Source organism: Cognatiluteimonas telluris (assembly GCF_011320095.1).
Lineage (GTDB): Bacteria > Pseudomonadota > Gammaproteobacteria > Xanthomonadales > Xanthomonadaceae > Cognatiluteimonas > Cognatiluteimonas telluris.
Map to the genome: position 1 here is coordinate 1 of NZ_JAANOY010000040.1, position 13,621 is coordinate 13,621.

Genomic DNA, 13,621 nt, shown 5'->3' on the forward strand with positions numbered 1-13,621 from the left:
AGGCGGCGTCGAACAGCCCGCCGGGGGCGCTACGCCGGCGGCCGCGGCGGGGAAACCGGCGGCGTAGCCTCCGCCGCCGGCGCGCGAGCGCCGCCCAAACGCAGCGGCTGCCAGCGCTGGCCATCGAACGCTTCCAGCGGCCGGAAGCGCCGCTTGTAATCCATCTTGCCGTGGCCGGCGATCCAGTAGCCCAGGTACAGGTGCCTGCGACCGTCGCGCGCGGCCCATTGCAACTGCTGCAGGATCGCCAGCGTGCCCAGCCCGCGCGCGGACTGGTCGGGGTCGAAGAAGGTGTAGACCGCCGACAGTGCATTGCCGACCAGGTCGGTGACGGCGACGGCGAGCAAACGGTGCGACGCGTGTTCGCGCAATTCCAGGAAGCGGCTCTGCGACCAGGCACCGATCAGGAACTGCTCGAATTCGGCGACGCCGTGCCCGTCCATGCCGCCATGGCGATGCCGCGCGCCGAGATAGCGCTGGTAGAGCGCGAAGTGCTCTTCGCTGCGCTCGGCTGGCACGATGCGCGCATCGATGTCGCGGTTGCGGGCCAGGCAGCGGCGCTGGCTGCGATCGGGGACGAAGTCCGCCACCGGGATGCGCACCGCGACGCAGGCCTGGCAGCCATGGCAATGCGGGCGGTAGACGATGTCGCCGGAGCGGCGGAAGCCCCAGCCCAGCGCCATCGGGTACAGCTGCGGCAGGCGCGGGTCGCGCGGGTCGATCACCAGGTCGCGTGCATCGCGCTCGGGCCAGTAACCGCAGGCATGCGCGCCGGTATGGAACAGGCGCACGTCGTCGCTGCGGATGTCGCCTTCTTCGTCGCGGTGCCCGGTGTTGCCCATGGCCGCGAGCATAAGCCAGTGCCGCATCGATGGAGTGAGCGGGCGCGGCGACGACCAGCCGATCATTTGCCGCCGACCGCCGCGGCAGATCGACCCCGGGCGTGGGCGTCGACGCGCGCGTCAGCGGTAGGGTTCGACCACGCGCCAGCCGGCGCCGTCCGGGCGCACGTCGTATTGATGGCTCACCACGATCCGATCGCCGCGGCGGCGGTCGAAGACGATCGTGCCGGTGGGTTTGCCCGGGCGGTAGCCGTGGATCGACAGTATCTGCAGCGTCGCGTCGTGCGCGCATTGCGATGCGGGCAGCACCTGCGCGGGCGTCGCCGGTAGCGCCGCCAGCAGCGATGGACGCGGGTCGGCGCCGTCGACCGCCAGGCAGACGCGTTGCCCGGCATGCGTCGGCAATTCGCCGGACAGCACCGCGCGCGCCAGCGTGTCGGGCGTGGCTGCCTCGCCCGCAGGCAGGCGCGCGCCCGGCGCGACCGCCGGCGTCGCCGTGTGGCGGCCAGCGAACTGCGCGGCGAACGCCAGCACCAGCACGATCGCGATCACCAGCAGCAGTCCCACCTTCAGCCGCATCGCGCGCTTGCGCGCGGGCGCGTCGGCAGCGGTCGCCGCCTCGGTGCGGAACACGGGCAACGTGTAACCCGTCGCCACCCGCGTGCTGTCGAGCAGGCCGGCGTCGCGCAGGATCTCGCGCGCGGCGGGCTGGTCTTCGGAGCGGACAACCCACACCGCCGGCACCGGATCGGTGCGGACATGGTCGCGATAACTGAAATCCCCGCGCAGGCCACCCTTGTAGGAGCGCGCGTGGGTGACGCGGGTGGCGATGCCGGCCTGGTTGAGCAGCGCCGCAACGCGCTCGACGTTTTCCATCCGCGGGCTGCTGAAGACCTGCCTCATCGCGCTGTCGGCGCCGTCGCCGGCGCGACCCGGATCATGCCTTCCTGCGCGGTGCTGGCCACCAGGCGGCCGTCGCGATCGTAGATCAGCCCGCGCGCCAGGCCGCGGCCGTGTTGCGCGCTCGGACTGTCGATCGAATACAGCAGCCAGTCGTCGGCGCGGAACGGACGGTGGAACCACAGCGCATGGTCGAGCGAGGCCATCTGCACGTTGGGCTGGTAATAGCTGATCCCGTGCGGGAAGGTCGCGGTGCCCAGCAGGTGGAAATCGCTGGCATAGGCGAGCAGCGCGCGATGCAGCTCGGGCGCATCGCCGACCTTCTCCGACAGCCGGAACCAGACCTGCTGGAACGGCGGCCGCTTGGGCGGATTGAGTTCGTCGCGCGGATAGACGTGGCGGAACTCGAACGGCCCCATCCGCGACAGCCAGCGCTGCACCTTGGTCGGCAGCTTCTCCAGCACCTGCGGCGGGATGTTGGGCGAAGGCTCGATGTCCTCCGGCTTGGGGACTTCGGGCATCGACAGCTGGTGTTCGCCGCCGTCCTCGTGCTTCTGGAACGACGCGGCGAGGAAGAAGATCGGCTGCCCGTGCTGGATCGCCGTCACCCGCCGCACCGAGAAACTGCCGCCATCGCGGGTGCGGTCGACCTGGTAGACGATCGGATGCTCGATGTCGCCGGCGCGCAGGAAGTAGGCATGCAGCGAATGCGCGGCGCGATCGGCGTCGATGGTCATCTGGGTCGCCGACAACGCCTGGCCGAGCACCTGTCCACCGAACACGTACTTGGTGCCGATGTCGCGGCTCTGGCCGCGGAACAGGTTGTCTTCCAGCCGCTCGAGCGTGAGCAGTTCGATGAGCTCGGACACGGGAGAAGACATGCGCGGCGGGATCCGGAACGGGGCCGGGAATTATAGGCGGGTGGCTGCGCGGGCCGGTTCAGACGCGCTCGCGCACCTGCGGGCGCGCGTTCCACCCCGGGACATCAGCGAGGAGGGCCGATGCAGGCAGGCGCTTGCTGGCCGCCTGGCCCGCCATCCGGGCCAGCCGGGACCGCGCTTCGACCGGTCGCCGGAGACCCGGCGATCGCCCTCATCCGGCAAGCCGTTCGAGCCGGACCGCGTCCAGCACCGCATTCCACGGAAACAACGGCCCGGGATCGCGCTTGCGCCGCACCAGGCGCGACGGATCGTCGCTGGCTTCGACTTCGGTCACGTCGAGGTCTTCGTGGCCGGCGATCCAGCGCACGCCGGGCAGTGTCGCCGCGAGCTGGCGCAACAGCGCGACCAGCGCGTCGACCTGGGGCTGCGGATACGCCTCGGTCATCGCCTGGCGCCGTGAGTCCAGCCAGTCCGGATAGCGCCCGGTATTGACCAGCTCGATCCCGATCGAGCGCGCGTTGTAGCCGCGCGTGTGGTGTGCCACGCGCTCCAGCGGCACGTATTGATGCAGCGTGCCGTCGCGGTCGACGTAGTAGTGGCCGCTGTTGCCGGTCCGCGAGTCCAGGTAATGCAGTTGCTCGCCGAATCGCCGCGCGGTGGCCAGGTCCGGCAATTCGGTGCAATGGATGACGACCAGGTCGATCGCGTCCAGCGCGCGCAGTGCGAGATTCGCGCAGTAGGGCAGCGGCTCGGAGCGGATCGCGGCATCGGCTGGCATGGCCCGGATGCTAGCATCGCCGGATGCTTCGACCGCTGCCGAACCGCCTGATTCCGCGCCTTCCAACCGGCATCCCGCGCGCCGACCACCAGGCCACCGGCGCATGAGCGGTCGCGGGCACTGCATCCTCTGCCATGGGTTCGAAAGCGGCCCGGACGCGACCAAGGTCACCGCGTTGTCCGACGTCGCGCAACGCCTGGGCTGGACGCACGAGCGCCCGGATTTCAGCGATCTCGACGCGATCCGCGACGCAGGGCCGCTGGGCGATGTCGCCGCCCGCCTGCAACGGCTCGTCGGCTTGTCACGCACGGCCGTCGCGCGCGGACCGCTGGTCCTCGCCGGCTCCAGCCTGGGCGCGTGGATTGCCGGCCATGCGTCGCTGCAGGTGCCGGTGGCGGGCTTGTTCCTGATGGCCCCGCCCATCGTGCTGGATCCGGCGCATCCATTGCAGGCCGCGCGCGTGCCGACCTCGATCGTGCATGGCTGGGACGACGAACTCATCCCGGCAGCGCAGGTCGTCGAGTGGGCACATGCACGACGCGCGCGCCTGCTGCTGGTCGACGACAGTCATCGACTTTCCGCACATGTCGATGCCAGCGCCGACGCCTTCGCCGCGTTGTTGACGGCACTGTCGCCATGAAGTTCTTCGCCAGTTGTGGCAAGGGCCTGGAATACCTGCTTGCCGACGAGCTGACGGCCATGGGCTGCGCGAAAGCGACGGCCGCGCTGGCTGGCGTCAATGTCGAGGGCGAACTCGTCGCTGCACAGCGCGCGGTGCTGTGGTCGCGCCTGGCCAGCCGGGTGCTGTGGCCGATCGCGGAATTCGAATGCGCCGACGAGCACGCGTTGTACGCAGGCACGGCGGCGGTGGAATGGACCGAACATTTCGGCGCCGGCCAGACCCTCGCGGTGGATGCGCACGTCTCGGGTGGCGCGCTCACCCACGCCCGCTATGCAGCGCAGCGGGTCAAGGATGCCGTCGTCGATGTCCTGCGCGAGCGCACCGGCGGGCGACCCGATGTCGATCTTGACGCGCCCGACGTGCGCCTGAACCTGGTTGTGCGCAAGGGCAGGGCGGTGCTGTCGATCGACCTTGGCGGTGGCGCGCTGCATCGACGCGGTTGGCGCCAGGCACAGGGCGAAGCGCCGCTGAAGGAAACCCTCGCCGCGGCAGTGCTGCTGCGTGGCGGGTGGCCGCAACTGCACGCCGAAGGCGGCGCGCTACTGGATCCGATGTGCGGCAGCGGCACCCTGTTGATCGAAGGCGCACTGATGGCGGCGGACATCGCGCCGGGGCTGTTGCGCTACCAGGAGCGACTGCCGACGCGCTGGAAGGGATTCGACGCACGTACCTGGCAGGCGCTGTGCGACGACGCCCGCACCCGTGCGGCGCATGGGCGGGCTGCGCTGCAACCGGTGTTCTTCGGCAGCGACCTGGACCCGCATGCGATCCGGATCGCATCGGCAAACGCCGGGATCGCCGGCGTCGCCGACTGCATCGGCTGGCAGGTGCGCGACATTGGCTCGCTGCCGCGGATGGTTCCACCGCGCGGCCTGGTCGCCTGCAATCCTCCCTACGACGCGCGCCTGGCCGCCGATCCGGCGCTCTATCGCGCGCTGGGCGATGCATTGCGCGCCGCCGTGCCGGCCTGGCGCGCAAGCCTGCTGTGCGGCGACGCCGAACTCGCGCGCGCCACCGGCCTGCGCGCCGCCAAGCGCTACCAGCTGTTCAACGGAGCGATCGAGTGCACGCTGATCACGGTCGATCCGCTCGCGCCACTGCAGCGCGAAGTGTCCGCGGCGCCGGCACTGGGCGAAGGCGCACGAATGGTCGCCAACCGCCTGCGGCGCAACCTGCGCAAGCTCAAGGCCTGGCGTGAGCATGAGCAAGTGGCCTGCTATCGCGCCTACGACGCCGACCTGCCCGAATACGCCGCCGCGATCGATGTCTATGCGACCGACGAAGCCGTGCCGCGCACCTTCCTGCACGTGCAGGAGTACGCAGCGCCCGCCGACATCCCCGAACCGGTGCAGCGACGGCGCCTGGACGAACTGCTTGCGGCCGCGCGCGAGGTGTTCGCGATCCCGCGCGAGCAGATCGCGCTCAAGACGCGCATGCGCGGCAAGGGCGGCAGCAAGTACGGCGAGCGATTCGATGCGCGCGGCCAGTTCCTGGTCGTGCGCGAAGGCGATGCCCGGCTGCGGGTGAACCTGTTCGATTACCTCGACACCGGTCTGTTCCTCGACCACCGGCCGATGCGGGCGCGGCTGGAAGACGAAGCCGAAGACACACGCTTCCTCAACCTGTTCGGCTACACCGGCGCGGCGACGGTGCACGCGGCGCTCGGCCGCGCACGCCAGACCACGACCGTCGACCTGTCGGTGACCTACCTGGACTGGTGCGGGGCCAACCTCAAGCTCAACGGGTTCGGCGGCGCGCGCCACCGGCTGGTGCAGGCGGACGCGATGGCGTGGCTGCAGGCCGATGGCGGCGAATACGATCTGATCTTCTGCGACCCACCGACGTTTTCGAACTCCAAGCGCGCGCAGGATTTCGACGTCCAGGCCGAACACGTGCGCCTGCTGCGCGCTGCGATCGCGCGGCTGTCGCGGGATGGCACGTTGTATTTCTCCAACAACTACCGCCGCTTCCGGTTCGACGAGGCGGCCGTGGCCGGCTTCGCCCGGTGCGAGGACATCAGCGCGGCCACGATCCCGGTCGATTTCGAGCGCAACCCACGCATCCACCGTTGCTGGCGCCTGCGCCGGCTCGATTCCACGCCCGCCTGACAGCCGGGGGCGGAGACTGTCGCCGACGCAATCCAGCGTTCCGCCGACAGCGTTGCCGGCGCCGCCGTCCGCCCCAATCTCTGCGGCAATCGATCCCACGGAGGCTCCATGGACACGTCCCGGCACAGCACCGACCCTTCCCCGCAGGCGCGCGTGGCCCGCAAGCTGCGGGGCATGCCGACCTCCGATGGCGCCGGGGTCAAGCTCACGCGCGTTATCGGAACGCCGCAGCTGGACATGCTCGATCCTTTCCTGATGCTCGATGAATTCGGCACCGATCGCGCCGAGGATTATCTGGCCGGTTTTCCAGAGCATCCGCACCGCGGCTTCGAGACCGTCACCTACATGCTCGACGGGCGCATGCGCCACAAGGACAACCACGGCAACGAAGGCGTGCTGGTGCCTGGCAGCGTGCAGTGGATGACCGCAGGCCGCGGCCTGGTCCATTCGGAAATGCCCGAGCAGCAGGAAGGGCGCATGCGCGGCTTCCAGCTGTGGGTCAACCTGCCGGCGAGCGACAAGATGGTCGAGCCGCGCTACCAGGAATTCGCACCCGATCGCATCCCGGTCGTCGCTCCTGACGACGGCGTGCGGGTCAAGGTCATCGCAGGCCGCATCGATGGCGTGGCCGGTCCGATCGAACAATCGGCGACGCAGCCGCTGTACCTGGACATCGATCTGCAGGCCGGCAGCGCCTGGCAGACGGCGCTACCCGATGGCCACAACGCCTTCGCGTACGTCTTCGAAGGTTCGGTGACGATCGGCGAGGGCGAGGAGGCGCGCGCCGTGCAGGCGCAGGAGTTGGCGGTGCTGGGTGGCGGCGGGCGCCTGGTCGTGCGCGGTGGCGATGCCGGCGGGCGACTGATCCTGGTCGCGGGACGCCCGTTACGCGAGCCGATCGCGCGCCACGGGCCGTTCGTGATGAACACCCGCGAGCAGCTCATGCAGGCGTTCGTCGATTTCCAGGAAGGGCGGTTCTGACGGGACCCGAAAACTGCCCGGCGCCCTGGCTGGAACCAGGGTGAGGTCGTCCAGGCCGCCCTCGAGCGGCCGGTGGCCGGTTACTGGCCCGCGACCTGCGCTGGTGCGCCGAAATTCACCGACTGCAGCAGCTGGTAGTCCGCTTCCAGTTTCTCTTCGGAGTCCGCCTGCAGCCAAACGTGCGCGCTGCGGCCGTCGGGCAGTTCAAGCAAGGCTTCGCGCGCCTCAACACCCGGCTTGGCGGCGATTTCGGTTCGATACCAATAGACGTCGCGCCCGCCGACCTGGCTGCGCTCCGCACGGTCGGATCGTGACGGCTCGAAGGTTGGCTTGGCCGTGATCGCCATTCCGAACACTTCGGATCCGTCCGGACGCAGCGCCCGGCACAACTGGGTGTCGCCGCTGCCACGGTATTCCCACGTCAGCCCGGCGTTGCCTGGCAAGTCCGGGCAGGCCGAAGCCACCTGGGCGCCCGCGGCGCCCGCCAGCGCGATGCCGGCCAGGAGCACGCAGAGTTGGAATACTGGAGTCTTGCTCATCAATCGCCCCCTCTAACAGTCGTTCTGCACCGTAGTGCGCCCCGACCATAGTCCAGAACCTGGGCGTTGACAAATCATCCGGATTCAGGCTCGGCGTTTCGCGGACCAGGTCTCATTGGCCGGCTGGGAGACCTTCCACCCGCAGCCGCGCGAGCGGGGCGGCACCGCGGTCCAGCGCCAGCAATGTCACCCGGCGTAGCCCAAGCACCTGTTCCCGCGGTGCTTTCCCGGTGTGCAGGCTGAATACTTCCGGCTCGCCGTTGGGCGGGCGCCACTCCAGTTCGATTTCGGCATCGCCCGCCCAGACGCATTGGACGTCTGGATCGCAGCGCGAATCGTTGACCAGCCGCAGGTAGCGCAACCGCGCGTGGTCCTCCAACTCGGTGCCCTCGCCTGGGCGCAGCGCGACATCCCGCGGGAGCGCGCCCTCCGCGGTCGGGCGCCCGCTTGCTGCGGGGGCGGTGGATCCCGAGTCTTCCGCGATGCCGGGGTGGGTTCCTGGTTGCCCGGCCATCGTGCAGCCGCTGCCCACGACCAGCAGGAGGAATGGCAGCAGAGCTGTCATCGAACGAGGCGACATCATCGGGATCTCCATGGCTGGCCGGTTGGTCGAAAGCTAACAAAAGGCAACTCTAGTTTCAGGCAAGGACCGCTTGATGATTTGCGCAGGGGCGATGACGATCCGAAACGTTGCCGCGTTTCAAGCCTTCATGCCGTGCCCCACGTGGCCTGGAAGCGGCGGCATCTCCAGGTGACTACCCCGGCAGTTCCGCCGGGCAAGCGCGGTCACTTCCTCCCTCGTATCGGCAGTGGTGGCCGCCTGTGTGGAGCGGGGTATGGTGGCTGCCAACCGGTAATCGGGGTGGAATGGCATCGGTTGGCTGCCTTGTGGTTGCCAGCATCCAGGTAGGGTCGGCCGCTATCCCTGAACCTTCCTGACGAATTCCGACTTGAGCTTCATTGCGCCAAAGCCATCGATCCTGCAATCGATGTCGTGGTTTTCGTCAACCAGGCGGATGTTTCGCACCTTTGTTCCCGCCTTGAGCGGCCCGTTGGCGCCTTTCACCTTCAGGTCCTTGATGATCGTCACCGAGTCACCGTCCGCAAGGATGTTCCCGGCCGCATCCTTGTGCACCGGCTGCGATTCAGCGGACTCATCGCCAGCCTGCGCGGACCACTCGTGCCCACACTCGGGACAAACGAGCAGGCCTGCGTCCTCATAAGTCAGACAGGAGCCGCACACAGGGCATATCGGCAGTCCAATCATCCCGGTGCCTTGGTGAAGAATAAACCTGGATTCTAGACGGGGAGGGGCAGCGGCCTCAGAACCGGGCCTAGCCCATGTCGCCTACCGTCAGCCGATCATTCACTGCGGGAACGACCGTGAAGCCGCCATGACCAGTATCAATACGCAGGAAGTGCAACTCGGCCTCTGGAGGAACCTGGATTCCCCGAGGGAGACATGGCGGGTGAAATCCGACTGGAATTGTCGCCGGTGTTCGGGCCGCTCGAGCGACCGGTCCAGGCGGATAAGTGGAGGCAATCGTGGCCTTGGGTCGGCAAGCGGAACGGGCAATCCGGCGTCGTCTCTCGCCACGGGTTTCATGTCGCGCAATGACTGGCAAGACGCCCTCGCTATTCAACGCCGAGCGACGACTCCTCCTTGGGGTCGGCCAGTAGCAATGACTCATCCCCACTGGCGGAAGTCAGTCTGGCAGTCCCGAAATTACGAATCTCCCAGAGCCACTCCCCGTACTTCGTCGACAAGGTGCCCTGGACGTAGCACGGGCCGTGCATGAAGTAATCATGTGCGTCGCGCTGACTGATGACTACGGCCCTGCGCAAGAACGTTCTGACATAGCGGGGCGTAACGACAAATCCCTCGCAACCTGCACCCTCGGAGTCGCTGCCGCTCTTTCCCACGTTGATGCCTGAGATCCGGCCGATGGGCCCTTGGCTGGTGGCGCACGATGCCAAGCAACCCACGACGATGAGTGCGAAAGGGAGCCGCAAGATGCAACCGTGTCGCGTCATTGATTCCAGCCACTGCATCAACGGGCCCAGCCAGTTCGGCGGAAAGGCAGAATGTTCATCAGGCAAGCCACGGCTGTAACGGCATGGAGCCAGGGCAATATCCGCGTCTTGTTCAATCGCTAGGAATCCAGGCCTGGAACTTGAGCCCATGGCGGGTAAAAAACTTGATCTTTCCCGCATGGCCAGCCGGAACGAACGCAATGCCGTGCCCTGCCTGTTGGAGGGGGCTAGACCTGCAGGTCCATTGATTCTCCAACCTCGAGCGCTTGCCACTTGGCATCCAGCTCCTCGATCTTGAGTCGGATGGCGTCGATCTCCTCGATCCCGGCGGGCAGGGGCGGGCATTCCCGAGCGGAACAGGTGATCCGGTACAAGTCAAGCACGTCCTGGGACGCTGAATTTCCGCCCGACCAGGCGTCACCCTGAACTGCCTCAACCAGGCGCTCGACCCCGTCGCTTTCGACCTCACCTGTCATCTGGAAGTTCGCCAGCTCGCCGTCACGGATGCGGAACAAGAACCCGCGCCTTTGAAGAGTGCTCTCTACGGCGAAATGCACCATGTCATGCGGGATGATTCGCTGCTTGGGACAAGCAATGGCTTCCGTCACGCCATCGCGCGCAACCAGCATCTCGTCGTACTTTCCTCTGCCCTTGGTGAAACGGATCTGCACGCTTCTCCCCCCTGTTGCCTCAAGCAGCGGCGCCCACGCTTGGGAGTTGAGCCAAGGTGTTCCTCCAGCGATTGCCTTTTACAGGAACGATGCGGTCCTGCATAAGCCAACGTCAAGCCGTTCGGAATTGAGGGCGAATGAGCTTGTTTCCGCAGCGTGCCTGGCGCGTTGATCTCCATCCCCACCCGTGCAATAAGCCGAAGTCGACAGCGAAGCCTGACGCGACAGGTGGTTAGCACTCAATCCAGGAATCTCCAGGTATCCGCACCATCAAAGCGCCTGACGACGACTGACTCCAAAAGCGCTGGTTCAAAATTACGAAGGTTGACCGCGTGACGCCCGGAGGCTGCCGGGTCAACCGGCTCCCAATGGGTGGGGATACCGCAGGCCTTGCACCGGACATTCCTTACAGTTCGATCGCCCCACATGTAGCATTCGGTATTCTCGGTATGACCCTGGATAGAGACTGAGCCAAATTCGTAGTAGGCCCATATTCCTCCCGTACGTCGGCACAGCGAGCAATTGCAGCTCGTCGCGGTTTCGGGCGCTGCCGGCAGCGTGAGGCGCACCAAGCCGCAGTGGCAGGAACCGCGTAGTGAAAACGAACGTTGCTCTTGGCTCATCTGGCTGCGCCGCTGGTTGTTGTGCCGCCTCACACCTGAACTAGGCCGACATGCGTAGTGGAGGCAAAAGGCGGCACGCCTTTCAGCGCCTCCCTTTGCTGGAGCGGTTCGGCTTGATTGAATTGCTGGGCCGCCAAGGTGGCCTACTTCAGTGTTTGCAAGATGGCCAATACGGCTGAGAGAATTACAAGCCAGTGAATGAAGATGTTGATATAGATCCGCTTGAAAATAATAAAAATTGCACCGAACACCATGGCCCAAATGAAGAACCACGAGAACTGATCTAACGATTTCAGGCCATGCTGGAATACAAACGGGAACGCTGCAATGAAAGCGGCGATCCAATGATTGATGCCGCGACTCTTCATGGATCTTATTGCGAAGCCGCGGTACACGAGTTCTTCGCAAAGACCAGCCGCGAGCCCCATGAAGACAAACACAATCCGTTGCGGCAGATTCTTGGGGGTGAGATTAGCGAGATCGGATAGAGCCTTGACCTTGTTCGGATCAGTGCCGACATTGGCAAGGGCGTACTGGACGAATCCAAGCAAAGCAAAGGCAAGGCATAAATACCCCGCGACAAAATACGCGGTCTTTTTGCGATTGAACGAGTAGCCAATGTCGCTCCAGCTCCAGCCAGAAGACTTAAGCACTTTGGCAAGAATGGCGATCTGCGCTACGTACCAAAATGTAATCAACAGCCAGAAGGCCGTAAAAAAATCAAGGCCTGTCCAAGACAGAATGCCTCGATCCAGAAGCAGCAAAGAGATGAGTGTTGAGACAATCGGGAAGCCGAGGAGAATGGCAACAATCTTTGACGCAGGCATTTCCGTAGATGAGTTCATAGTGTCCGTACTGGGAATTGATGGGGCGGCTTAATACCTGAATTAAGCCGACCCCAGAAGCGGGCTCGGCTTGAATGAATTGTTGGCCCTCGCGGGTTAACAAAGTTAGTGCAACACGTGCGGCGCCCAAGGGAGCAGGGGTGAGCTGTAAAGGGGTCCTCCGGCAAGAGTAGATCCCGCATGTAGCAGTAGCTCACCGAGCCGGAACGATACACCCTGTCCGTATTGAAGCGGGAAGGGCGCTCGCTCCGCGCTATTGCCCATGCGTTGCAGCGCAGCGCGAGCACGATCAGCCGTGAGGTCAGGCGCAAGGCGACCCTCGATCACCCCCGGCCACGCCATCGAGCTTGGTTGTCGCTTTGTCGCAGTCCGTGTCGCGAACGCGCACCACGCTAACGATCGAGAAGGCGCTATGGCTACGAAGCGCCACTCCAACGACTCCAGCGGTCAGGGGTGTTGCATCTGGAGTGTTGACGCACCACTCACGCCAGGTACCGCGCCGCAATCGACCCCAAAACCAGGATTGCCCCTGCGTACGACGCATAACGACCATCTGCGTTTGATGCTTGTTGCCCGAAGCTGTTCCGATAGAGACCATAAGCCATGAGCGAGAAGCCAATCCCAGAGATCGCACTGCGTGTCTCTTGCCCGTAAAAAATGAAGTCGATCATCCGGATTGTTCCAACAATCACGAGCACGACGAGCAGTACCTTCGCCGCGCTGCCGATTGGTGCTTTAGCCACTGGGTTCACCTAAAAGCCTCCTGTGGGGTGCTAATACCTGAATTAAGCCGAGCTCCGAAGCGGCTTCGGCGTGAATGAATCGTTGAGCGGGGACGGCATTACCGGCACGCCTCTGCCACCTGATATTCAGTGAGCGGTTGGCCGCCGGTGACGACCTTGCAGCGCCGTGCCCCCGCCGTAGCCGCGGCCTCTTGGAAGGCTCGTTCCTCTACGTCGGTGTCGCCACCTGCGGCCTCCGGGACGAGGTGCACAAGCACAACCGGGCTGAGCGTAAACACACCACCAATGCGCAGTCCCTCAAGAGCCGTCACGAAGCACGCTTCAATTCCCGTGAAATTGCCCATGAGCGTGCGGGGGCGGCTCAACGCTTCGCACTCCCGTCGGATGGTAGGGCCGCCCATCCGCCTGGCCGCAAGATAGCCAGCGTGCACCTGGATGTAGATCACTGGCTTGTCGAGCATGCTCGGATCCGGCCCAACACCTGAATTAAGCCGAGCCGCGAACCGGGTCCAGCTTGAATAATTTGCTAGGCCTCACGGCCCGAAGGAGAAGAGGAGCTGCCCTGGGATTTCTTACGGGCCTTGGAAATAGCCAGGAAGGCAACACCAAGGGCAATGAACGAGGGGCTGATTGCCCAAAAAGCTGTCAGGTGAGTAGCTAGGCCAACGACGAGAAATGTGATCCCGTTAGTGAGGAAGACGAAACCAAGGACTAGAAGGGGCTTGCTCGAGTTCACCGTGATGCTCCGTGTGAGGCCTAACGCCTGAGTCAAGCGGACGTGCGTAGTGGAGGAAAAGGCGTGGTGGGCTTTTTGTCCACGCTTTTGATGTAACGAAGCGGCTTCGGCTTGAATGAATTGTTAGGCCTCGCAGGTTAACAAAGTAAGTGCAACACCTGCGACGCCCAAGGAAGAAGCGGCGAGCTGGCAGACTGAAGGGGATCACTCCGGGAAGAGAAGATCCTTGAAGTACTGCCAGCTCACCGAGGCGGAACG

15 protein-coding genes and 1 pseudogene are annotated in these 13,621 nt (G+C 65.2%); 4 read left to right on the forward strand and 12 right to left on the reverse strand.

The features are described from left to right. Window positions 1-29: 29 nt before the first annotated feature. From G7B67_RS12105 to G7B67_RS12120, 4 genes are all read right to left on the reverse strand, one after another. Window positions 30-842, reverse strand: coding sequence for an arginyltransferase (locus tag G7B67_RS12105; protein WP_166212807.1), 813 nt, complete (start codon window positions 840-842; stop codon window positions 30-32). Window positions 843-962: 120 nt separating this feature from the next. Then, window positions 963-1,745 (reverse strand): DUF2007 domain-containing protein, encoded by a 783-nt coding sequence (locus G7B67_RS12110; protein WP_166212780.1) that lies wholly within the window; start codon window positions 1,743-1,745, stop codon window positions 963-965. Then, a complete protein-coding gene (tesB, locus tag G7B67_RS12115) occupies window positions 1,742-2,623 on the reverse strand; it encodes an acyl-CoA thioesterase II (protein ID WP_166212782.1) in 882 nt (293 codons plus the stop codon). The genes G7B67_RS12110 and tesB overlap by 4 nt, the downstream gene beginning before the upstream one ends. A 211-nt stretch (window positions 2,624-2,834) precedes the next feature. Then, window positions 2,835-3,401, reverse strand: a complete 567-nt coding sequence (locus tag G7B67_RS12120) for an N-acetylmuramoyl-L-alanine amidase (protein WP_166212784.1) — start codon at window positions 3,399-3,401, stop codon at window positions 2,835-2,837. A 103-nt stretch (window positions 3,402-3,504) separates the two neighbouring features. Between G7B67_RS12120 and G7B67_RS12125 the strand changes: the two genes are divergently transcribed. The 3 genes from G7B67_RS12125 (at window position 3,505) to G7B67_RS12135 (ending at window position 7,172) form a co-directional block, all read left to right on the forward strand. After that, window positions 3,505-4,041, forward strand: coding sequence for a hypothetical protein (locus G7B67_RS12125; protein ID WP_166212786.1), 537 nt, complete (start codon window positions 3,505-3,507; stop codon window positions 4,039-4,041). Further along, entirely contained in the window at window positions 4,038-6,191 is a 2,154-nt protein-coding gene (gene rlmKL / locus G7B67_RS12130; protein ID WP_166212788.1) for a bifunctional 23S rRNA (guanine(2069)-N(7))-methyltransferase RlmK/23S rRNA (guanine(2445)-N(2))-methyltransferase RlmL, read from the forward strand. Before G7B67_RS12125 ends, rlmKL begins: the two co-directional genes overlap by 4 nt. Before the next feature lie 108 nt (window positions 6,192-6,299). After that, window positions 6,300-7,172 carry a pirin family protein gene (locus G7B67_RS12135; RefSeq protein ID WP_166212790.1) on the forward strand — a complete coding sequence of 291 codons (873 nt, stop codon included), beginning with the start codon at window positions 6,300-6,302 and terminating at the stop codon, window positions 7,170-7,172. An 80-nt stretch (window positions 7,173-7,252) separates the two neighbouring features. On the opposite strand, the gene G7B67_RS12140 is transcribed toward G7B67_RS12135, so the two are convergent. The 6 genes from G7B67_RS12140 to G7B67_RS12160 form a co-directional block, all read right to left on the reverse strand. Next, window positions 7,253-7,711, reverse strand: coding sequence for a hypothetical protein (locus G7B67_RS12140; RefSeq protein WP_166212791.1), 459 nt, complete (start codon window positions 7,709-7,711; stop codon window positions 7,253-7,255). A gap of 112 nt (window positions 7,712-7,823) precedes the next feature. Beyond that, a complete protein-coding gene (locus G7B67_RS12145; RefSeq protein ID WP_166212793.1) occupies window positions 7,824-8,276 on the reverse strand; it encodes a hypothetical protein in 453 nt (150 codons plus the stop codon). 354 nt (window positions 8,277-8,630) lie between these two features. After that, complete coding sequence (locus G7B67_RS12150) at window positions 8,631-8,978, reverse strand: zinc ribbon domain-containing protein YjdM (RefSeq protein WP_166212795.1); 348 nt, start codon at window positions 8,976-8,978, stop codon at window positions 8,631-8,633. 994 nt (window positions 8,979-9,972) lie between these two features. After that, window positions 9,973-10,416: a hypothetical protein gene (locus G7B67_RS12155; protein WP_166212797.1), complete on the reverse strand. Its 444-nt coding sequence runs from the start codon at window positions 10,414-10,416 to the stop codon at window positions 9,973-9,975. Between the two features lie 239 nt (window positions 10,417-10,655). Next, on the reverse strand, window positions 10,656-11,039 hold the full coding sequence (locus tag G7B67_RS13675) for a GFA family protein (RefSeq protein ID WP_484482030.1): 384 nt from the start codon (window positions 11,037-11,039) through the stop codon (window positions 10,656-10,658). Window positions 11,040-11,182: 143 nt separating this feature from the next. Further along, window positions 11,183-11,866, reverse strand: coding sequence for a CPBP family intramembrane glutamic endopeptidase (locus G7B67_RS12160; RefSeq protein WP_166212799.1), 684 nt, complete (start codon window positions 11,864-11,866; stop codon window positions 11,183-11,185). Between the two features lie 210 nt (window positions 11,867-12,076). On the opposite strand from G7B67_RS12160, the pseudogene G7B67_RS13635 reads away from it, so the two are divergent. Next, window positions 12,077-12,223 (forward strand): annotated as a pseudogene (locus G7B67_RS13635) (helix-turn-helix domain-containing protein); the annotation flags it as partial. Between the two features lie 143 nt (window positions 12,224-12,366). Here G7B67_RS13635 and G7B67_RS12170 read toward each other — a convergent pair. Together G7B67_RS12170 and G7B67_RS12175 are read right to left on the reverse strand one after the other, a co-directional pair. Further along, the gene (locus tag G7B67_RS12170) at window positions 12,367-12,636 is read right to left on the reverse strand and encodes a hypothetical protein (protein ID WP_166212803.1); all 270 of its coding nucleotides are present in this window, start codon (window positions 12,634-12,636) and stop codon (window positions 12,367-12,369) included. Window positions 12,637-12,725: 89 nt separating this feature from the next. Further along, entirely contained in the window at window positions 12,726-13,088 is a 363-nt protein-coding gene (locus G7B67_RS12175; RefSeq protein ID WP_166212805.1) for a hypothetical protein, read from the reverse strand. Between the last annotated feature and the right edge of the window lie 533 nt (window positions 13,089-13,621).